Source organism: Cystobacter fuscus (genome assembly GCF_002305875.1).
GTDB lineage: Bacteria > Myxococcota > Myxococcia > Myxococcales > Myxococcaceae > Cystobacter > Cystobacter fuscus_A.
Map to the genome: position 1 here is coordinate 4,685,549 of NZ_CP022098.1, position 20,115 is coordinate 4,705,663.

The following is a 20,115-nucleotide window of genomic DNA, read 5'->3' on the forward strand; positions in this document are numbered from 1 at the left end:
CATTTGCTCCGGCAGCCCGAGTATGAGTGGCAACCGTTGCACACCCCATTGTTTTACCTCGGCCAAGCACTCCTCAAGCGCCGTTACCCCCAATGCCACCATGCGTTGCGTGCGTGTCCTGTCTTCCTTGAGCAGAGGCAAGCGGCTCGCTCGTATTCGCCCACGTCTGTCATCCCTCACCTCCGTACAAACGAAGCCCGTTGTGCCCGCGGCCCGCTCCGCATGGGTCACCTGTGCTGTCAGCCCTATTGGCGTGCATGCCCCGAGTGCGACTACGGCCACTGCATCCCGGTAGTCCCTCACTGCAATTCCTTTCTCGGAAATGCCTCTTGAATGACGCTCTCGCTGTACGCCGCTAGTTCCCCATGCAAGAGAATCGTTGCTCGCCACAGCAGCGTCACCGCCGCCTCGTCCGGCTCTAGATGCACGCCATCCAGTACGAACTCTCGCCGTACGATCCGTCTCCCCAATCGGTTCTCCAGCGCCAACTGCGAGTATGGCAGCAAAAATTCCAGTCGCCCGTCCGGGGAGAATCCCTCCAGTACCACCTCCTCGCCCCCCTTCAGCCCACTCGCCACATTCAATCCCGGAGCAGCCGCCTGGAAGAACCGCTCGTCGAAGTCCTTGGGCCACAACGGTGCGCGCCGCTCCACCCATTGTACGTCATACGTGCCTGCATACCCGCGCCGTGGCTCCCAGTGCCGGGCCACCGGGCCGAAGCCCACTGGCGCCAACTTTTGCGTGGGGCTTTCTAGCAATCGCTCCACGTCCTCCACGTTGGGCAGTGGCCTATCCACGGCTTCCTTCGCCGATGCATACAAGCCACACCCCACAGGGTTGCGCGGCTCACTTGCTCCTCCCACGCTCCTCTCCCAGCGCAAGGGCATTCGCTCATAGGCTTGCGGCGCGGAGGGCTTCACCCCCAGAAGCCCCTGCTGCCACACCCGCGGGCCGAACACACGGGCCACTTTGCGACAGGATCCCACTCTCAATCCAACCACGCCCTCCTTTGTTGGCTTCCCCTGTGGAGCCCAGGCGTGCCCAGTGACGTACATGTCCGTTCCTGGTCGCGCGTATACCAATTGCCCCTCTTGGCGCAGACTTGATAGATGAGGCTCACCCCAGTACTCATCCACTTGAGGTGGCGGGTACTGATCCTCGCTCAGTCTCAGTGGCTCGATGGTTGGGTGTCCCGGAGGTGGCAAGACGAATCGCCCCGCCACACACACTACCAGCAACTCGCGTCCTTCCTTGTCCAATAGCAGTGCGTCGGTTGCGGCAAATCGACTTTGGTTCCGTAGATGCTGAGTCATCAATCGCCCCCCATATGGATGCACCGAGACCACATTCAAGGCTCGTTTCTACATCAAAACAGGGACCTGGGCGACTCGTGCAACGGCTACTTCCTGGACTGGGAGGGGAAGGCTGGGGCTGGTGTCCCCGGACTCTGTCGAGGCGCGGTGTCCGGGGGCGGGCTTCGTGCTGGAGGACGGCACGCCGCGGGCGGTGTCGGGAGACTTCACGAAGCTGGAGCCGTGGGTGAAGAAGGGCGGAGCGGTGTGCCTGGGCAGCCCCTGGCGGGTGCGCTTTCCCGAGCTGCCCGCGGGCCGTGATTACGCGGGGGTGCTCACCTGGTCGCCGCCGCCGCCCTACGCGCCTCCGGCGGGAGTGCCCACGAGCCCCACGGCGCTCAAGGCGAGGAAGGGCTCGGCGTATGTCTTCCGCACCACGCGGTTGCAATACACGGCCGGGGTGGTGACGGCGGAGGACGCGGCGTTGAAGGGGGAGGCGAGGGTGGCGCTGGCGCGGGTGGTGGCGCACAACGAGCGGCGCGCCCACGCGCGCAGGTGGAGTCGCTGTTGGGCCGGGGCGTGACGGCGGTGCGCTTCGCCGAGGGACGCGTGCACTACCTGCGCACGAGGAGCGAGGGGGGAGCGGTGTTCGACGCGCCCGGGTCCCTGCCCTGCGAGGTATTGCGCTCCACGCTGAAGTTGCCCGCGTGTCCCCGGAGCGCTGCCTTCGAGGACGCGCGCGTCACCTTCCAGGGACATGGCGAGGGGCTCGACGTCGAGGCCGCGAAGGCGAGCGGGGCCCCCCAGGAACAACTCCTGGAGGCCGCCTACGGCGCCCGGTGAGCGGGAGAGCGCACCGGGCCTTCTTCCCAGGACATCACCTTCCCGCCGGTTCACCCCGTGCGTTCGGGCCCCGTGGCCACCAGAGGGCACCCAGCCTCACCGCGAGCGCGTCGAACGGCTCCGCGAAAACGTCCTGGTCGCCCGTGTGACGGGCGATGAGCCGCCAGCCCCGAGCCCGTCGACGGTGGATCTCCAGGGTCCGGGTGGGCGGATCCACCAGCCAGACATGTCCCACGCCCTCGCGGTGATAGAGCGGAAGCTTGCGCTCCCGGTCAGTGCTCACCGACGCGGGGGAGAGGATCTCGCAGATCCAGTCCGGAGCGACCGTGGCGAAGGGCGCGTCCTTGAAAGAGGGAACTGGCACCCGCTCGCGGCGCCACCCGGCAAGATCCGGGACGAGGACGTTTCCGCCCAGGTGAAGCTCCGGCTCGTAGAGGAGCCACCAGCCGCCACGCGTCTCGGGCTGTCCCAGATCGAAGGCCATGCCCAACAGGGCACTGAGCGCCAGGCCCACTCGCGCGTGGGGCAGGGCGGGCCTCGGTGAGGCCACCAGCTCGTCCTCCAGGATTTCCCCCACCCATCCGACCGGCAGCGCCTCGATGTCCTCATAGGTCGCCGCGCGCCTGCTCTTCTTCATGTCCGACCCCCGCTCCTGGTGAGCCCGTGGCTTGCCCGAAGCGGGCTCACCATGTGACTTCTCCCATTCTACGCCGGGGTCTGACTTCTAAAGGAGGGGAACGCCGTCACGGCGTGCCCCATCGGACAGGTGTGCCCCACGCCGAGCTTCCGCATGGGCCGGTACGTCAGCAAATGCGGACGAACGGGGCATGGTCAGCAAGTGCGATTGCAGCTCTGCTCGCAAATGTTGCGCTGCAAATGGCATGTGGTGAGCTTCACCATGTCGGAGCCGGCGCTGTTGAAGCACCCCTGGAACTGCGGGTTGCAGTACGAGCAACAGCCAATCTGCTGGGCCGGTGTGGCCGGTGTGCCCGTGCTCTGCGCCGCGGCTTCATGCGCGGGGAAGGCCACGGCGCCCAGCGCGCCCAGGGCAAGTCCGAAAAACCCCATCTTCAATGTCTTCATCATGGTCCAATTCCTTGTCGAGGTGTGGGGATGTCCAGACGGGGACTCAGCAGGTGCGGAGACAGACGCTCTCGCAATAGCTGCGGTCCCGCACACAGGAAGAGATTGCCGACGAGTTGTTGCCAGCGCTGTTCAGGCAGGCCTGGTATCTGGGGTTGCACAGCGAGCAGCAGACGGTATTCGGTGTCTGGGCCTCGGCCTCTTGCGTGGGAAAGGCCACGGCACCCAACGCGCCCAGGGCCAGCCCGAGAAGTCCCACTTTCAATGCCTTCATCATGACTCATCTCCTTGTTGATTTCTTGGGACAGTGGATCCTGTCCGCGAAGACAAACATTGGTGTGAGGTCCGCTTACCTGCCTCTGCCTCTGACTGCGACGCGCGTCAGCAACCCGGCTTGCAGGTGCTCTCGCAAGAACTGCGCTGCATCAAACAGACGGTGTCACCGAGCATGCCGGTGGACCTGGCCATGCAGCTCACATAGTTGGGGTTGCAATACGAGCAGCAGGTGAGTGGCGGCTGCGCCGGGGTCGTCTGCGCCTCGGCCACTTGCGTGGGAAGCGCCACGGCGCCGATCGCGCCCATCGCCAATCCGAAAAGTCCCGCCTTCAATGCCTTCATCATGTTGAATCTCCTGGGAAGCGATTCTCTTCAGGTCTTGCTGAATGGTTTGCCTGGAGCCGGGAACGCGATCAGCAGGTACGGTTACAGGTGCTCTCGCAAGAGGTGCGAGTCACCCCACAGGCGGCGATCATCATCGGGCTGGTGCCCGCGCTGTTCAAGCATCGCTGAAACGCCGGGTTGCAGTACGAGCAGCAGCCATACTGCTGGGCCGGTGTGGCCGGTGTGCCCGCACTCTGCGCCGCGGCTTCCTGCGCGGGAAGGGCCACGGCACCGAGCGCGCCCATCGCCAGTCCGAAAAGCCCCGCCTTCAATGCCTTCATCATGGTTCAACTCCTTTTCCTGGTTGTGTTTGGCAGGGAGAAACCCGACCCCACTCGGACCGTCAGGAATGGAAGGTGCTGTCTTCCTCCTGTCCAAGATTTCTTGGATGTCGGGAATCTTCAGCGCTTCACGTATTCAACTTTATGACGGGAACGTTGCGACTTGTCAAACTGGATTTATACACCCAGGCTGTTCGTGATTTCTCATTATCTGGAGTCCATACTCCAGTTTCCGATAAAGTACGCATCGTCCCGGGTGCTTCTCCCCGCGCGAGTGTGCCGTGCGAGTCTGTCTCCCGGTACCGCCAATCCGAGGAGGAGTCCCATGACGTCACCGAAGCACCAACCCATCGTTTCCCCAAACCTGCCCAAGCCCGCCGGTCCCTATTCCCCCGGCATGCAATTGGACCGGCTGCTCTTCATCTCCGGGCAGGGCGCCACCGAGCCAGCCACCGGCCAGCAGGCCGCGGGTATCGAGGCGCAGACGGAGCAGGTGCTGCGCAACCTGGAGCGCATTCTCGTGGCGGGAGGCTCCTCCCTACAGCACGTCCTGCGCTGCGGCGTCTTCCTCGTGGACATGAAGGAGTTCCCCCGGATGAACGCCGTCTACGAGCGTGTCTTCGCCGGGCATCGGCCCGCGCGCACTACCGTGCAGGTGTCTGCTCTGCCCGAGCCGGGCCTGCACGTGGAGATTGACTGCATCGCGTACGTGCCCTGAGCTCTGGCCCGCGGGCCCGCGCCAGAGCCCCGAATCGCCCGCGCGGATGTGAGGGCGGCTCGCCGCCCATGGCGTCTGGTGAATGTGCTTCCGGAGGTGCGAGCTAAACCACCGCGCGCCGCCTGGCGCGTGAGACATGTTCCTCCCCGGTTCGCGCGAAGCGCCGCGCCAGTTCGTCCAGGCCCTCCGCGCCCTGCTTCGACACGTATTCCAGTTCCGCGGGCAGCAGGGCCTTGACGGTGACGAGCCGCACGTCGCCGAAGGGGGTGGGAAACAGTCTGGGCAGTGAGCGCGACTCCTGGCCAAGCAGCACACCCACGCGACCCCCCGAGGAAACGAGGGTCGCGGGCATGTCTGTCCCCGCCACCTCCAGCGCGAGGAGGCCCGCCTTGGCCCTCTCACGCACGTGCTCGTGGGCCACCACCTCCCTGGAGACTCGCTCCAGCAGGATGTAGGGCCAGCTCTGCTCAATGGCGTCGAGGGGCAGCTCGGTCGGCTCCGTCTCCAGGGCGAGCTCCAAGCCAAAGCCAACGGAGGGCTCCAGGCGGGAGATGAAGGGGTCCGAGAGGCCCTCGGAGACGAGGAGCAGGCGCCCTGCCTCCCGATGGATGATGCCCCAATCCTGCCGGTGTCCTGGCCATTCGTAGCAAATGGCCCCGGGAGCAACGGCCAGTTCATCAAGTGCGCCGAGCGACTTCCAGGCTGCGCGTCGGGCGGCAGGAGGGGGCTCCAGAAGCTCACGGCACCTCCGTTTGTAAGCACGCTCCTCGTCGCTGATGGGACTGGGCCCGGTGACTTCCGTGAACTTCAGCCCCGTGGCGCCGGTGCGCTCGAGGGCGTCCTTCACTTCCTCGGCAACGAGAAGAGCGGCTGGATAGCCCCAGGGCCGGAAGATCCTGGCATCGCCCACTTTGGACGAGTCAATCCGCATGCCGTAAACGGACAGATAATATCCAAGCGCGTCGGGCAAGTTGTCTTCGGGTTCCCCGTAGCGCACTTCCTCTGAGGCGGCCTCATCGATGCACCTCACCATGCGCGCGACATTGACGAGGAAATACGGCTCTGGCCGCGTGTCCACATCGGCGGTGTAGAACTGGACGTCGCCAGGAGCCAATTCGGCCAGAGTGCTGGCGACCTTTTCGGTGACCACGGGAAAATCCCCAGCGTCCGCCAACGAGTAATCCAATGGGCTGCCTGGGTGGAGGATGGGAACTCGCAGGTGACCGTCGAAACGAATGGGGGTCTCGTTGAGGTACAGCCGCGGTCCCACCTTCTTCCCGTGGGCATCCAAGGTGTCGTGGAGCACCCAACGCTCCGGGCTGCTCATGTCTTCGTCCAGCGCGAAATACCTCTTCGACATACGGCTCTCCTAACCTCAATCGGTTCGGGTGACGAGCTTGTTGAGCTTGGAACCTGCCTCCTTGAGTTCCGTAGCCAGCCGCTTCAATTCCCGGGTGAGAGCCGTCCGACACTGATCCGTAGTCTCGCAGCGCTTGACTGCCTTCCCAAGCCGTTGAAAGACCTCCTGATGGTACTCCTCGGGATGAGGGCCCTTGTGTCCCGGGATGGGGATCTTGTTGGCCGGGTCTTCCATGGACATGCCGGCCTTGTCGAAGAATTCCTTGAGCTTCGGCGTCCAAGGCCCGCCACGCGCGGGAGACTTCTCGTTCTCCACGGTAGCGATGTGGTGAACGGGGCCCTCCTCCTCCTGCATGAAGAGGATGGCACCCGAGCCCGCGGGGAGCGTGAGCACGAGCTTGCCTTCCGCCACCGACACCGACGTTGCATCGGAAGCCGCCACGGGCAGGCGGATGCGGCCCGCCGTGGCCGTGTTCTGCACGGCCAGGGGGAAACCCGGCAGCCCACTCCCTGTCATGGCCTCCTTCCCCTTGGCGCCTGCCTTCCAGGTCGTCAGGATGATGAGGACACGCAGGGTGTTGGGTCCGAGCACCTGGGCATACCGCTCGCTCGCGTCGCGCAGCTCGTGGAACGAGCGAGCGACCTCCACCTCTTCCCAGAGGTCCTTCGTGGCGGAAATCAATCCCCAGAGCTCGCTACCCAGGTAGCCCCAGAGGAACAGGGTCATCGCCAGGGCGAGGCCCTTGGAGATGGGTTCCGGCGCCATGAGTGTCACGAGATAGAGGGACAGGCCGGTGAGCAGCGTCGTCATGGCCGTTGCGGAGAAGTCCCGCAGGACACCCGAGGCGGCCTCCACCGCAGGGGTGAGGGAGAGGCCGAGGGCCAGCGCGAACCTGTCCCGGTGGCTGAGGGTGGTGTCGTGGGGGCCCTCCCCCAGCAGCCAGAAGCAGTCCCCCGGAGATCCACGCCGTTCGCACAGGCGGGCATAGCCACCTTCGACACTGGAGTCCCCCGCGCCATTGGGTGGCCAGGAGGCCAGCACCAGGCGGCCCGCCAACGCCTTGGTGGGGCGGGGGGCCACCCGCAGGGGAACCTCCAGAACGAGCTGGGTGAAGGCCTGGTGAAACTGCGCGTCCGAAACCTGGACGGACGCGAAGTCGCTGCTCGGCGTGAGGGTGACGTCCTGCTTGGGGGCTGGCGGGGGCGTGAGCGGATGGGAGCGGTAGCCCACGAGGAGGCCGCCACGTGGGGAACCCGTGGCGCAGGCGGACTGGAGAAAGAGAGCGAGGAGAAGCCAGCCGGCTAGCAAGGGGCGCAGCCATGCGCCAGATGGGCGCGAGCCAGCAAGACGGATGGACACTGCGCACCTCCGGAGGCAACGTGGCCAAACGCCGTCGCTCCGGAACTACAGCGCCAGCATGCCCGTCGCGAGCAACCCTCGTGACGTGTCCCATTCTACGCCGGGATCTTGCTTCACCAGGAGGGGAGCGCCTTCCGGCGTTCCCCATTGGACAGGTGCCCCCAATAGCAGAGGGCACCGGCCCGCGCGCTCATGACGGACAACGAGCCGCGCGAGGTGTTGCGCTCCGCGTTTTGGCGCGCGGCTCGTGGAGGGTCGTCACGTCTGGATTGTGATTGCCGGTGACAAAACAGCCCGCGCCCGAGCGGCACTCCAGGCCGGGCTTCCCGAGCGGGATGAACTCAACCCGCTCGGGAGCTGGAATTCAGCCTTAATTGCAGAGCGCGTACTGCACCTGGCACGCGGCGATCACTGCCGCGTTGCCATTCGCGCCAGCAAGGCAAGCCGTGTAGCGTGCTATGCAGATAGGGCTTTTCCCGTCTGAACTCAAATCACTCTGGGCATGGGCGTTTTGAGCAGGAAATGCCACGGCGCCGATCACGCTCATCGCCAGCCCGAAAAGGCCCACCTTCACTGACTTCATCATGTCGAATCTCCTGATTGTTGGTTTTGTACGGTAAGTCCGTGTTCGTACTTTGGACCTGAAATCCATGAGTCGTCAAGGAGAGGGAATCGCTCGTCCTGTTGTTTTTTCTCATCATTTGGAGTTCACGTTCTCGGGAAATGAATCCTTTCTCGAAAGTTGAGATGATGACCGGCCCATCCGCGCCGGGTCACGCTGTTGTCATGTACCCTCTCTCCCGCTGTCATCTTGCAGTCACGCATCTCCTGCTAGAGCGGGAATCGAAGTGAAGCCGGTAATCTGTTCCTGATCGCGTGAATGGCCCTTCCCCCGAGTGGCCCCGAAAGGATGCTCCCCATGAAGAGAACCGCCGCGCTGGTGTTCCTCGCCAGCACCTTGTCCGCTTGCGATCCCTCCACTTCCGCGCCGGTGGGCACGCCGGCCAGCCCAGACACCTCCGAGCAATTTCGAGCCCTCGCCGAGAGCGAGACCTTCTACAAGGCGATCAACTTCGCGGGGAGCGCGGTCACCATCGAGGGCCGGCCATTCCTCTCCTTCGCCGAGGCGAAGGCCCAGGGCCTGAGCATTCCCTCTGGCTATTCGGAAGCCCAGTCGAGTCTGAGCCCGAGCCCGGCGACGGACGCCACGACGGGCGTGATGCTCAACAGCGCCATCTGGCAGGGCGGCACCCTGAAGATCGCCCAGACCGTGCCCTCGGCCAGCTACGGTGTCTATCTCTACATCCTCGAGAACCATCAGACGAACTACCGCTCGCTCGACGTCTCCCTGGAAGGACAGACGGTGGCTCAGGGCGTGGGCACCCTGGCGAAGGGGGAGTGGAAGAAATACGGTCCCTACACGGTGCAGGTGTCCGACGGCACGCTCAATCTGGATTTGAGCGCCCGGTCGGGGGATCCGCACCTGATGGGCCTGGCTCTCTTCACGCTGGGAACCAGCACTCCGCCCCCGTCGTCGGGCGGCCGCGTCTACTACGTGGCCCTGAATGGCAATGACTCGACGGGCGATGGCACCCAGGCCAAACCCTATCGGACCATCGCCAGGGCCGCGGACGTGGCGCCCGCCAACGCGGGCCACACCATCCAGGTGGGCGCGGGCACGTTCGACGAGACGCGGCAGATCCAACTCAAGGAGAAGGTCAACCTCATCGGCGCGGGCGCGGACGCCACCCTCATCCGTGGCGGTCAGTTCGATTGGAATGGTCACGGCCTCATCCAGCTGGAGTCCAAGGTGCTGGATCCCTCGGGGGAGAAGATTCCCGCCTTCGTTCACGAGGGCGCGACGTACGGACCGTTCGACCGCTACCTCCCGGTCGACTCCTCCCAGGAACTCTCCGGGTTCTCCATGGATGGCCAGAACCTGGGCTCCTCGGGCATCAAGATCATCAACCGCAACGGCGTGAACATCCACCACGTGAAGATCAAGAACTACTCGTGGGCGGGCATCTACAGCTCGAGCGAGGGCTACGCGGGGGTGAAGAACCTGCGCATCTCCGACTTCGAGATCGCCGAGTCCTCGCTCGAGAACACGAGCGCGTCCTGGGGCAACATCACCCTGCGCGGCACCCATGAAGGGGCCCTCATCCAGAACGGCCGGATCGAGCATTACACCACCGCATCGAGGCCCGAGACCTACCACACGGGCTCGGGTTATGCCTTCAAGGCCATGCGCTCCTGGGAGGACACCGCGCGAAAGCAGGATGAGATCCGTGGCTCCAAGTTGTTGAACATCATCCAGCGCGGCAAGGACAGCGCGCCCTGGGACAACTACCGGGCCGCCAACATCGGCTTCGAGTTCTGGAACATCGGCGCCGACGGGGTGGAGATCGCCCACTGTGATTTCAACGCCGCGATGTCGCTCGAGTTCAACGCCCCCATCGACCAGTCTCCCTACAGCTTCCACGTCCACCACAACCGCTTCAAGGTGGCCAAGGCGGGCTTCGTGGAGCTGGCCAACAGCAACATCATCCTCGAGCACAACTACTTCGACATGACGGGCAATACCAACCCCTGGAACACGATGGGCGAGTACAACGAGGGCAAGGCCTCGACCCAGGGCACCGTCCTCAAGAACATCCGGGTGAACCACAACGTGTTCAACCTGGCGTCGGCCGGCCCCTCCATGTTCGTCTTCACCACCGCAGTCAACGACTTCAAGTTCTACAACAACACGGTGATCAGCACGGCCACGCCGGCGTTGTTCGAGTTCCGTCGGCCCAGCTCCCAGGGCAGCGGTGCCATCGAGATCCGTGACAACATCTTCGAGACCAGTGGCGCGATGAAGATGTTCGTGTACACGGAGGGGAACAACGCGACGGCGCCCACGAGCGTGGCCTTCTCGCACAACCTGTCGAGGAACGCGCCCACGGCCCTGCCCACCAGCACCTCCCAGGCGGGCAATCTCGTGGGGATCGCTCAGCTCGTGCGCTCGGGGGCCATGCCCTTTCCCTACTTCGATGCCGCGAGCGCGAGCGCGAACGTGGTGGACCGTGGCTTGAACGTGGGGCTGCCTTTCTTTGGCTCCGCGCCGGACATGGGGGCCAGTGAGTACGGGCTGTCCACGGGCACCATCGGCCTGAAGTAGAAGAGTCCACGTACGACAGATGCCGCGACCTCCGGGGTCCGTCCCGAAGCAGGGCGGGCCCCGGTGTGTCGATCGGCCACGGGAAGGCTGTGACTTGCCAGGGGCGCGCGTCTACACTCGCGCCGCTTGGGCGAGACGCGTATCGAGCTTCTGGGTGGTGCCCGGATTCTGGAGGAGCGCCACAAATCGAGGCCGCTGGAGCGGAAGACCGCGGCATTCCTGGCCTACCTGGCGCTGGAGGGAGAGACGGCGCGGGGGACGCTCGCGGGTCTGCTCTGGCCGGAGTCACGCGAGGCCACCGCGCGCAACAACCTGTCCCAATTGTTGCGTCGCCTGGGCGAGCTGCTGGGTGAAGCCGGTGTGGAGGGCCGCAAGACGGTGCGGCTGCGCGATGATCTCCGGGTGGACGTGCGCGAGCTCGTGCGTGGCCAGCTCTCGTGGCTCGAGAGTCCGGGAGACGAGCTGCTCGCGGGTTTGAATTACGACGACTGCGAGGCGCTGGAGGATTGGCTGCGTGCCACCCGCCCGCGGGTGACGGGTCTGCAACGCAAGGCCTTGGAAGAGCAGCTGTGGCTGGAGGAGCGGGAAGGGCGGCTGAACCTGGCCCTGGAAGCCGCCCAGCGGATGCTCGCGTTGGAGCCCACCTCCGAGGAGACGTTCCGCCACCTCATGCGGCTGCATCATCGAATGGGCAACCGCGACGCCGCGCTGCGCGTCTGGCGCCAGTGCGAGGAGGTGCTGGCGCGCGAGCTGGGCATCCGGCCCTCGGCGGAGACGAGCCGGCTGGCGGGCGAGCTGGAGCGACAGCCCTCGGAGCAACCCTCGGTGGGCTCGGAGCGCAAGGTGCTTCCGCTCACCGTGGTGCATCCCCCCGTGCTGGCGGGCCGAGAGCGAGAGTGGGCGAAGCTGGAGGCGGCCCATGCGGCGCGCCGGCCCACCTTCGTCCTGGGCCCCGCGGGCGTGGGCAAGTCCCGGCTCATCGGGGACTTCGCCCGCTCGCGGGGCCGCTCGCTGCTGCTGACGTCGCGCCCGGGTGACATCAACGTGCCCTTCTCCACGCATGCCCGGGGGGTGCGCACCCTCCTGCGGCACAACCCGGGGCTGGTGCTGGAGCCCTGGGTCCGTCGTGAGCTGTCTCGCCTGGTGCCAGAGCTGGGTCCCGAGCCCCTGCCCCCGCCGGGTACTCCGGAGGAGACGGCCCGCTTGTTCGCCGCCGTGCTCCACATGGCGCGCCAGGCGCTCAGGGAACTGGACGTCCTCGTCTTCGACGATGCCCAGTACTCCGACAGCGGCAGCAGTGAGCTCAGCTTCTATCTCCTCGCCCAGCTCGAGGAGGACATGCTGGCCCGGCGCTTTCCGTGGATCCTCCTCGGCGAGCGCACGGACGAGACCCTCTGGAAGGGCGAGCGGATCCACATGCAGGTGGAGGCGGGACTCGCGGAGCTCATCCAGCTCGAGCCCCTGGCGCTGCCGGAGGTGCGCACCCTGCTGCGTGGCATGAACGAGCCCCGGTTGGAGCAGATGGCCGAGGACATCTCCCGCTACACCGGTGGCAATCCCCTGTTCATCGTGGAAACGGCCCGCCATCTCATCGAGTCCAACAGCCTCGGGGGACGGTTTCCCGAGGGACTGCCGCCTCCGGGCCGGGCCCGCTACATCATCCAGACGCGTCTGGAGGGTCTGTCCTCCGAGGCACTCCGGCTGGCGCAGGTGTTGGCGGTGGCCCGCGCCGATGTCGGCCTCGAGCTGGCGGCCGAGGTGTTGGAGGTGCCCGTGGCGCGGCTGGTGGAGGCCTGGCGGGAGCTGGAGGAGGCGGCCCTGGTGCGCGGCGCGTGGTTCAGCCACAACCTGGTGGGCGAGGCGGTGCTGAGCGGGCTGCCCGCCTCCGTGCACACGCTGCTCGCCACGCGCCTGGGTCGCGCCGGGCCAGTCCCATGAAGAAGGGGAGCCCTCCCGGTCCACGCGGAAGGCTCCCCTTCGAGACCCGGACGGGCCGGGGACGCACTAGCCGCCGAGGGCGCCGTTGATGAGCGGCGCGAGCACCGACATGCCCGGGTCGTCGGCGTTGTAGCCGTTGGCGGGCTCGTAGATGCGCACGCGCTGGTTGTCATTGATGAAGCGCTGGAGGAAGGTGGTCATGGACACCATCTCGCTGTTGCACTTGTAGTCCTGCCACGGCTCGTTGACGTACTCGTACCACTTCTTCTTCTCCATCCGCTGGCAGGCGTGCGCGCCCACGAAGGTGATGATCGTGCTGCAGTGGCTCGCGTTGATCTGCCGCTCGTAGGGGATGAAGTAGCTGTAGTTGTTGTAGAGGCTCAGCTCGGCGACGAGCTTGTCCTGGTCCGCCTTCCAGCGGGTGAGCACCGCCTCCTGATCGTTGGGCGTGTAGAAGCGCTCGTAGGAGAAGCGCGAGTAGTTGTAGTCCCGCGAGTAGCCCGTGTAGGCGAGCTGATCATTCGGGAACTCCATGGCCAGCATGCGGTTGATGGTGCCCAGGTTGTTGCGATCGAAGGACGCGGGGAACTGGTTGAACACCGAGTCCAGGTTCCACGACTGGCGGATCTTGTCGTGCAGGGGGCGCGAGTTGTCGTTGACGTTGGGCGCCAGGTAGATGGGGCCGGAGTCGTTCAGGAAGTAGCCCCGGGCCGGATTGATGATGCGGCGCACGAAGTAGTACGAGGCCGAGGTGGCGGTGCCGCCCGCGCTGAACCCGGTGACGAGCAGCTTCTGCACCTGGGGGAACTGGGTCTTGGCGTAGTTGATGGCCGCGAGCGAGTTGGTGTAGCCGGAGTGGTGCCAGGAGAGCGGCGGCTGCGCTCCCGTCTGGTCGGCGTAGGTGGCGACGTTGTTGCCCACGTGAACATCGCCCGTGCAGTAGGGCAGGTAGACGATGTTCCAGTCCTTGGTCGCGATGTCCGTGCGGCTGCGGAAGGGCAGGCCCGGATCGGCGCCGTTGACGATGGGCGAGACGTACTTCGCCGTGAACTGCGTCATGTAGTCGTCGGTGATGCCGTTGGGATTGGCCGCGCCAATGACACCCGCGCGCCCGCTACACGTGTCGTAGTCCCAGCACGCGCCGCCACCTTCGAAGAAGAACATCAGGTTCTGCGAGCCCGTGGTGCTGCGATGGACGAAGAACTTGTACTGCGAGCCGTTGCCGCACTGGGTTCCCGGCAGCTCCACCTTGCTCCAGTCGTAGGTGTTGCCGCCGTCCACCAGCACGTCGACGATGCCAGAGACCAGCACCTCGGCGCTCGCGACGCCAGGTGCAGCGGCCAGGAGAAGGCCCATCAGCCATTGCTTTTTCATGTGAGTATTCCTGTGGGGGCTTGGGGTAAGGCTATGCGATTCAGTTCTCGACCATCCGGAAAGCACGGAGAACCGGGGCGCACTTTATCGCGCGGGGTTGCGAAGCGCGAGTGGCGCGAGGTATCTGGACCGGTATGGGTGTCACTTCGCGGTCGAAGGCTTTGCCATGGCTCGGCGCGTCAATCATTGTGGTGCTGATGGCTATCCTGTGGTGGATGCCACGCGAGGACAACCCGTCTTCCGAGGCACCCGGACGCGAGGAGCGGAGCCGGCCCCCGCCTCCGGCGGTGGTCCCCGTGGCGCCCACGCCATCCCGCCCTGTTGCTCCCCAGGCAACTGTCGCGGGCGAGCCCGATGCCGGGTCCTCCGCACCCGCGCCCGAGCCCGAACAGGTCCCCGCGCTCGAGGCGGCGCGCGAGCATCCCGTGAACCTGGAGAAACTTCGCGAGCAGATGCCCGATAATCTTTATTGGGAGCTGGGTGCCCCGACGAAGGATCCGGAGATCCTCCACAGGCGCGAGGAGCAGGCGCGGCGCTGGAACGCGTTGCTGGGAAAGGTGCAGTCGAATACGGCCACGGAGGAGGAGATCCACCAGTATTATGATCACCGCCGCGCGGTGTCCGAGGACTTCATCGCGTTCGCCAGCCGGGTGCTCCAGGAGCATGGCGCTCAACTGTCGGAGCAGGAGCGCGGCTTGTATGCGCTGAGCATCCAGATGCACCGCACCCGCCTGGATGAGATTCCGAGGCAGGTGGAGGACGCGCTCGCGCGCAAGGCGACCCAGGATCAGCGCCGGGAGGAGTGGCAGCGCGGCAAGAAGGGCCCATGAGGCGGGCCCTGGGGCAGGGGGGGTTCACTCCTCCATGGGCAGCTTGAGCTTGAAGGTTCCCGGAGGGGACTTCGCGGCCTGCTGCACCGCCTGCTCGAACTCCTTGCGCTGGGTGAACGTGGGAATGCCGCCCAGCTTGATGCTGGCCAGCGACACGCCCATGAGCACCACCTTGGAGCCGAACAGGACGCTCAGGGTGTTGATGTTCGGGGCGAGGGGCACGGCCCGCTCCGTCATCAGGGTCCGTGCCGGGGTGGCGTACAGCTCCATGTCTTCCCAGTCATGGAAGATGTCCACCCGGGGCTCGGAGGCGACGATGTCCTCGATGGCGCGCATGGCGAGGTTCGCCAGGTGCGCGTCGTACATCGTTCCCTTGAACTTCGTGACGATGACATGGGGGGCGGGCCGCCACAGCCGCATCTCCCCATTCGACGTGGTCCATGTCTTGGTGTCATGCATGACAGGAGGAGGGCGCATGGCGGCCGAGTTACGGTACTGCACGTTCGGACGCAAGAGGTGTCCCTGGATCCGGGTGCACCGGCCAACCCCGTGCCCGGGGATTCCAGTACTCGTGCCCTTGAACGGGGAGAATGAAACGGGCTCGCGTTAGGGTGGGTACCCATGAGCGACGCGAAGGCATCCGCCTGGAACCTGCCCTGGAGGGGCCTGGGCTTGAGCAGCAACCTCGACGCGGCGGACGCACCGCACCCCTACCGCCTGCTCGCCGAGGCGCCGGGCCTCTTCGACTTCGTGGAGTACAGCGCGCCGCTGTCGCTCGAGGAGACGCGGGCCGCGGCCTCGCTCTTCCCGGAGATGTGGGAGCGCCGGGGAGAGGTGCCGGTGCTCTTCCATCCGGTGCACCTCAACCTCTATGGCCCCGAACTGGAGCCGGAGCGGGCGCTCGCCGCCCTGGACACGCACGCGCGGGCGGTGGGCAGCGCGTGGGTGGGCAACGACGTGGGGTGGTGGCACTCGGGGGGGCAGCCCTTTCCGGGCTACCTCTACTTCACGCCCCCCCTCACCGAGGCGGGCCTGCGCGACTGCGCCGCGCACGTGCTCCACGTCCAGTCCCACCTGTCCATGCCGCTCGCGCTGGAAAATCCCGCTGTCTTCGCCCGGCGGGGTGAGCTGCACGTGCTGGACTTCATGGCCCGCCTGCACGCGCGCACCGGGCTGCCGCTGCTGCTCGACCTGGGGCACCTGCTCAGCTACCAGCTCGCCGCCGGGCTGCCCCTGGACGCGGGGCTCGCGGACTTCCCGTTGGATCAGGTCATCGAGCTGCACCTCGCGGGGGGCGTCGTCACCCGGAGGGGCGGCCGGAGCCACTACGTGGATGACCACACCCAACCGGTGCGCGAGGAGCTCTTCGGCCTGCTGGAGCTGCTCCTGCCGCGCTGCCCCTCGTTGCGCGCCGTCACCTTCGAGGGAGATGGACACCCGCTCGACGTGGCGCTCCTCACGCTGCGCCGCCTGCGCCAGCTCGTGCCCCGTGCGCCGCGGCCCGCGCTGTCCCTCACCCCGGTGGAGCGGCCCGCGCCGCCTCTTGTCCGGGAGAGCGCGCCCTGGACGCTCTTCGAGTCCGGGTATGGCGTGACGCCGGAGCCGGGCGGCGACGAGGAGGGAGCCCGGGCGGAGCAGGACTTCCGGTTCGCGGTGGTGGCCGAGGTGCTCGATCGCGACTGGCCCCTGTCGCGGTTGCTGCTCGCGGGCACGCGTGAGCGCCTGGGGGCGTTCTGCGCGTCGCGCGAGTTCCGCGAGCTCTTCGAGGGTTCGGGGCGCTCGCCCGGGCATGCGTTCGCGGCCTGGACGCGGCGGCGTTTGCGCGAGCATCCGGACGAGGGGGTCGCGGCGGCGGTCTCCTTCGAGACGTTCCTTCCCCACGCCGCGCGCATCAGGCCCCGCGCCGCGCCGGGACCGGGCGAGGTGGGGCTGGCCGAGGACGTGGGCCTGGGCGGCTTCCCGGTGGATCTCACCGAGCTGGTCTTCGCCGCCCGGGCCCTGCGCCGTCACCTGACGGGGCGGGCCTGGGCGAGCGAGGCCCTGGAGGTGAGCGGGCTGGACGCGCTCGCGCAGGTGGCACGGCGTCCGGCGCCCGGTCCGTGGCGCTTCATCGTGCGGCGCAAGGGCCGGGGGCTGGAGGTGCTGACGGCGGCGACCTTGGTGCTCGATGAGCTGGCCGCGCTGGAGCGGGCGCCTCGGCCCGCGCGCGAGGTGCCCATCCAACGGCTCGCCGACGCGGGGGTGCTCGGCCTGCTGCGCTGGGGATGAAGGGGCTCAGGGGCAGCGGCCACAGTCCGACGCGCAGTTGTCGTAGTCATTCTTGGTGCCGCACTTCTCGCTCACCTGACAGACGCCGTCTCCACACGTGTAGATGTCCTGCTTGCGCAGACGCGTGGTGAGGGCCGGGTAGGTGATGCCATTGTAGGTGCAGGACGTGTAGATGCCGCTCGCGGCGTCCTGGGTGCAGATCTCCGAGCAGTCCGGATCGACCCGGATGATGGGCGGGCACTCCGGAGGTCCGGACTTCTTGATGGAGAGGGCGCAGGCGCGCGGCGTGCTCTCCTTGTGGTTGAGCGCCTTGCGGTTGTTGCCGGCGTAGATGCCCTCGTTGTTGAAGAGGTTGCCGAAGAAGCAGCCCTCGCGCTCCGGATAGTCCTCGAGCTCGCCGGGATCGGTGGGGACGGTCGTGCCCGCGGCGCCTTGCCCCTGGACGGACAAGGGAATCTGCAAGCCGAACTTGTTGGTGTGGGCGGCCAGACACGCGGAGACGAGGCGCTGCTCGGTGAGCGTGGCGGGCGTGCCCTGGGCCCAGTCCGGTGCGAGGCCCAGGCCTCCCGTCCAGCTCCAGGTGCTCCCCGTGAGGGCGGACGTATAGGTGCGCGTGACTCCCGCCGGCACGGCGCACAGCACCACGTACCGCATCACCGAGTCGTTGAGTGTGGGATTGGTCTGAAACCAGAGATCGAACTGGCTGGTGGACAGGCCATTGAGCGACAGGCCATTGAGCGACAGTCCGTTGAGTGACAAGCCATTGAGCGACAGGCCATTGAGCGACAGGCCATTGATGGAGCCCACGGTCCAGATCTGGACGGACCGATCCTGCTGCTCACTCCCTTCCCCGACGGGGTGACAACCACCTGCCACTCCCGCCAGCCACAGCGACATCGCCGCTCGGAAACACAGCCCGTGGATAGAGGACAGACGACGAGACGTCTCGTTCGGTACGTTTTGCATGTCATCCCCCCGGCGGCTAGGGACAGCACCGGTCTGCAACGAGCACTGGACCGCGTCCATGGAGTGAAGCCACGCTCATGGCTCCACGCCTGGGTTATACGCCTAATCAGACAAACTTGAAATACCAGCCAGTCTGGCGAACCTGGAGTGGCGTCGGTTTGAACAGGGAGTCCGTGGACTACAGGACTGTGAGGTGCCCCGGAGGGAGGGGGAAAGGTGGAGTTCTGGACACAGCCTTGCGCCCGTCCGTCCACTGCGGTAGTTCGCGCCCCATGCCGTCACCCCTCGTCGTAGGCATCGCCGGTGGTACCGCTTCCGGCAAGACGACGGTCGCCCGGAAGGTTCGCGAGGCGCTCGCCGACTGCCGTGTGGCCTTCATCGATCAGGATTCGTATTACCGGGACCTGTCGGACCTGCCGATGGCCGAGCGCCGCGAGGTCAACTTCGACCATCCGGATGCCTTCGACACGGAACTGCTCGTGGCGCACCTGGCGGAGCTCAAGGCGGGCCGCGCCATCCAGAAGCCCGTGTACGACTTCGTCACCTGCACGCGGCAGCCGCAGACGGTGCGCGTGGAGCCTGGGGACATGATCCTCCTGGAGGGCATCCTCGTGCTGCACATGAAGCCGCTGCGCGACGAGATGAGCGTGCGCATCTACGTGGACACGGATGACGACCTGCGCATCCTGCGCCGGCTCGAGCGCGACATCCACGAGCGCGGCCAGGACTTCGATCACGTGGTCAGCCAGTACCTGCGCCACGTGCGGCCCATGCACATGGGCTTCGTCGAGCCCTCCAAGCACCACGCGCACATCATCGTGCCGCAGGGGGGCAACAACGACATCGCCATCGGGATGATCGTCGGCGCGCTGCGCGCCCGGCTGATGAACCCCGCCGCGCCGCGCTGAGCGCGCTTCAGCCGCGGCGGCGCACGAAGTCGCGCAGGGGGCCGTGCAGCCGCCGGGAGCCGGCGAGCAGGCCCTGGTGCGAGCAGGGCTCGGGCAGCTCGTGGTAGTGCGCCCGGATGCCCGCCGCGCTGAGCAGGTGGTACGTGTCGCGCACGCGCGCGGGAGGGGCCAGCAAGTCGTTCGCGGCCGCCGCGAGCAGCACCGGGGCGCGCACCTCGGCCAGGCACTCGGAGAGGTCCGCGCCCGCGTAGGCCGTGCACAGCAATGCCCAGGCGTTCGCGTCGAAGGTATCCGCGAGGGCCTGGGCCTCGGCCTCCAGCGCCTGGGTGGCGTCCGGGGCCTCTCCGCCGGGTCCATGGACGAGCCGCAGGTACTCCAGGGCCTGCTTGCGCAGCGTGCGCCGGGGCCCGGCTCCCGGGGCGTAGTGCCCGTCATGGAAGTCGGGATCCAGGCGCAACAGGTGGCGGGTGAGGCCCAGGCGCTCGCGCAGGGACTCGGGCAGGGTGCGCGCCGCGCCGAGCACCGCCACGCCCCCCACCCGCTCGGCGAAGAGCGCCGCGAGCCGCAGTGCCACCAGCCCGCCGAGCCCCACGCCCACCACCGCGCGCACGCGCTCCACCTTCATCGAGCGCAAGAGCGCCGCCACCGCGCGCGCCATGTCCAGCACCGTCACCGTGGGCAGCGCGGCGCCATAGGGCCGGCGCGCGTGAGGATCCACCGCCACCGGCGACGTGGAGCCGAACGGACTGCCGAGCAGGTTGGGCACCACCACGTGCAGCGCCGCCGTGTCCAGGGGTCGCCCCTCGCCGAGTAGCTCCGAGCCCCACCCGGAGTACGGGACGGCGTCCTGCCCCGCGGGGCGAAGCGCGTGGTGGGAGTGCGGCAGATCGTGCAACAGCACCACAACATTGTCCTCGGAGCGCTCGCCGTAGGCACACCAGGCGATCCGGGCTGCGCCCAGCAGGCCGCCTTCCTCCAGGGGAAGTGCAACCGGAGACACGTAGGATCCGTGGGTCTGGTACACGAGAGCCAGGCTTCATATCACTACGGCCGTTTTTCCCGATCCCAGGAG

21 protein-coding genes are annotated in these 20,115 nt (G+C 66.6%); 8 read left to right on the top strand and 13 right to left on the bottom strand.

The features are described 5' to 3' along the window. Positions 1-299: 299 nt before the first annotated feature. Positions 300-1,313 carry a DUF2169 family type VI secretion system accessory protein gene (locus tag CYFUS_RS19310; RefSeq protein ID WP_095986560.1) on the bottom strand — a complete coding sequence of 338 codons (1,014 nt, stop codon included), beginning with the start codon at positions 1,311-1,313 and terminating at the stop codon, positions 300-302. 121 nt (positions 1,314-1,434) lie between these two features. On the opposite strand from CYFUS_RS19310, the gene CYFUS_RS54330 reads away from it, so the two are divergent. Together CYFUS_RS54330 and CYFUS_RS54335 are read left to right on the top strand one after the other, a co-directional pair. Further along, on the top strand, positions 1,435-1,875 hold the full coding sequence (locus CYFUS_RS54330) for a hypothetical protein (protein WP_198316631.1): 441 nt from the start codon (positions 1,435-1,437) through the stop codon (positions 1,873-1,875). Beyond that, positions 1,860-2,135, top strand: coding sequence for a hypothetical protein (locus CYFUS_RS54335; protein ID WP_198316632.1), 276 nt, complete (start codon positions 1,860-1,862; stop codon positions 2,133-2,135). The genes CYFUS_RS54330 and CYFUS_RS54335 overlap by 16 nt, the downstream gene beginning before the upstream one ends. Before the next feature lie 34 nt (positions 2,136-2,169). Here the strand turns inward: CYFUS_RS54335 and CYFUS_RS19320 are convergent, their stop codons facing one another. The 5 genes from CYFUS_RS19320 to CYFUS_RS50705 form a co-directional block, all read right to left on the bottom strand. Further along, positions 2,170-2,772, bottom strand: a complete 603-nt coding sequence (locus CYFUS_RS19320; RefSeq protein WP_095986561.1) for a Uma2 family endonuclease — start codon at positions 2,770-2,772, stop codon at positions 2,170-2,172. Between the two features lie 194 nt (positions 2,773-2,966). Beyond that, complete coding sequence (locus CYFUS_RS19325; protein ID WP_095986562.1) at positions 2,967-3,221, bottom strand: hypothetical protein; 255 nt, start codon at positions 3,219-3,221, stop codon at positions 2,967-2,969. A 43-nt stretch (positions 3,222-3,264) separates the two neighbouring features. Continuing rightward, the gene (locus tag CYFUS_RS19330; RefSeq protein ID WP_095986563.1) at positions 3,265-3,495 is read right to left on the bottom strand and encodes a hypothetical protein; all 231 of its coding nucleotides are present in this window, start codon (positions 3,493-3,495) and stop codon (positions 3,265-3,267) included. 104 nt (positions 3,496-3,599) lie between these two features. Then, positions 3,600-3,839, bottom strand: coding sequence for a hypothetical protein (locus CYFUS_RS19335; protein ID WP_095986564.1), 240 nt, complete (start codon positions 3,837-3,839; stop codon positions 3,600-3,602). Between the two features lie 68 nt (positions 3,840-3,907). After that, positions 3,908-4,162: a hypothetical protein gene (locus CYFUS_RS50705; RefSeq protein ID WP_157758529.1), complete on the bottom strand. Its 255-nt coding sequence runs from the start codon at positions 4,160-4,162 to the stop codon at positions 3,908-3,910. 322 nt (positions 4,163-4,484) lie between these two features. Between CYFUS_RS50705 and CYFUS_RS19340 the strand changes: the two genes are divergently transcribed. Continuing rightward, complete coding sequence (locus CYFUS_RS19340) at positions 4,485-4,877, top strand: RidA family protein (RefSeq protein WP_095986565.1); 393 nt, start codon at positions 4,485-4,487, stop codon at positions 4,875-4,877. A gap of 103 nt (positions 4,878-4,980) precedes the next feature. On the opposite strand, the gene CYFUS_RS19345 is transcribed toward CYFUS_RS19340, so the two are convergent. The 3 genes from CYFUS_RS19345 to CYFUS_RS19355 all read right to left on the bottom strand — a co-directional run bounded on the left by CYFUS_RS19345 (position 4,981) and on the right by CYFUS_RS19355 (position 8,182). Then, entirely contained in the window at positions 4,981-6,204 is a 1,224-nt protein-coding gene (locus CYFUS_RS19345) for an imm11 family protein (protein ID WP_232537655.1), read from the bottom strand. Between the two features lie 48 nt (positions 6,205-6,252). Beyond that, on the bottom strand, positions 6,253-7,467 hold the full coding sequence (locus CYFUS_RS19350) for an AHH domain-containing protein (RefSeq protein ID WP_232537656.1): 1,215 nt from the start codon (positions 7,465-7,467) through the stop codon (positions 6,253-6,255). 499 nt (positions 7,468-7,966) lie between these two features. Next, positions 7,967-8,182, bottom strand: coding sequence for a hypothetical protein (locus CYFUS_RS19355; RefSeq protein ID WP_095986568.1), 216 nt, complete (start codon positions 8,180-8,182; stop codon positions 7,967-7,969). Between the two features lie 333 nt (positions 8,183-8,515). On the opposite strand from CYFUS_RS19355, the gene CYFUS_RS19360 reads away from it, so the two are divergent. Further along, complete coding sequence (locus tag CYFUS_RS19360) at positions 8,516-10,759, top strand: DUF1565 domain-containing protein (protein ID WP_157758530.1); 2,244 nt, start codon at positions 8,516-8,518, stop codon at positions 10,757-10,759. 126 nt (positions 10,760-10,885) lie between these two features. Beyond that, entirely contained in the window at positions 10,886-12,697 is a 1,812-nt protein-coding gene (locus CYFUS_RS19365) for an AAA family ATPase (protein ID WP_095986570.1), read from the top strand. 66 nt (positions 12,698-12,763) lie between these two features. Here CYFUS_RS19365 and CYFUS_RS19370 read toward each other — a convergent pair whose 3' ends face one another. After that, positions 12,764-14,071 carry a pectin acetylesterase-family hydrolase gene (locus CYFUS_RS19370; RefSeq protein WP_095986571.1) on the bottom strand — a complete coding sequence of 436 codons (1,308 nt, stop codon included), beginning with the start codon at positions 14,069-14,071 and terminating at the stop codon, positions 12,764-12,766. Between the two features lie 197 nt (positions 14,072-14,268). On the opposite strand from CYFUS_RS19370, the gene CYFUS_RS19375 reads away from it, so the two are divergent. Continuing rightward, a complete protein-coding gene (locus tag CYFUS_RS19375) occupies positions 14,269-14,901 on the top strand; it encodes a hypothetical protein (RefSeq protein WP_232537657.1) in 633 nt (210 codons plus the stop codon). A gap of 24 nt (positions 14,902-14,925) precedes the next feature. Here CYFUS_RS19375 and CYFUS_RS19380 read toward each other — a convergent pair whose 3' ends face one another. Continuing rightward, positions 14,926-15,414 carry a hypothetical protein gene (locus tag CYFUS_RS19380; RefSeq protein WP_157758531.1) on the bottom strand — a complete coding sequence of 163 codons (489 nt, stop codon included), beginning with the start codon at positions 15,412-15,414 and terminating at the stop codon, positions 14,926-14,928. A gap of 108 nt (positions 15,415-15,522) precedes the next feature. Between CYFUS_RS19380 and CYFUS_RS19385 the strand changes: the two genes are divergently transcribed. After that, positions 15,523-17,169 (top strand): DUF692 domain-containing protein, encoded by a 1,647-nt coding sequence (locus CYFUS_RS19385; protein WP_095986574.1) that lies wholly within the window; start codon positions 15,523-15,525, stop codon positions 17,167-17,169. A gap of 6 nt (positions 17,170-17,175) precedes the next feature. Here the strand turns inward: CYFUS_RS19385 and CYFUS_RS19390 are convergent, their stop codons facing one another. Beyond that, on the bottom strand, positions 17,176-18,066 hold the full coding sequence (locus CYFUS_RS19390; RefSeq protein ID WP_095986575.1) for a hypothetical protein: 891 nt from the start codon (positions 18,064-18,066) through the stop codon (positions 17,176-17,178). A gap of 341 nt (positions 18,067-18,407) precedes the next feature. On the opposite strand from CYFUS_RS19390, the gene udk reads away from it, so the two are divergent. Next, positions 18,408-19,043, top strand: a complete 636-nt coding sequence (gene udk, locus CYFUS_RS19395; protein WP_095986576.1) for a uridine kinase — start codon at positions 18,408-18,410, stop codon at positions 19,041-19,043. Between the two features lie 7 nt (positions 19,044-19,050). On the opposite strand, the gene CYFUS_RS19400 is transcribed toward udk, so the two are convergent. Beyond that, the gene (locus CYFUS_RS19400) at positions 19,051-20,043 is read right to left on the bottom strand and encodes an alpha/beta fold hydrolase (protein WP_332468398.1); all 993 of its coding nucleotides are present in this window, start codon (positions 20,041-20,043) and stop codon (positions 19,051-19,053) included. Positions 20,044-20,115: the final 72 nt, after the last annotated feature.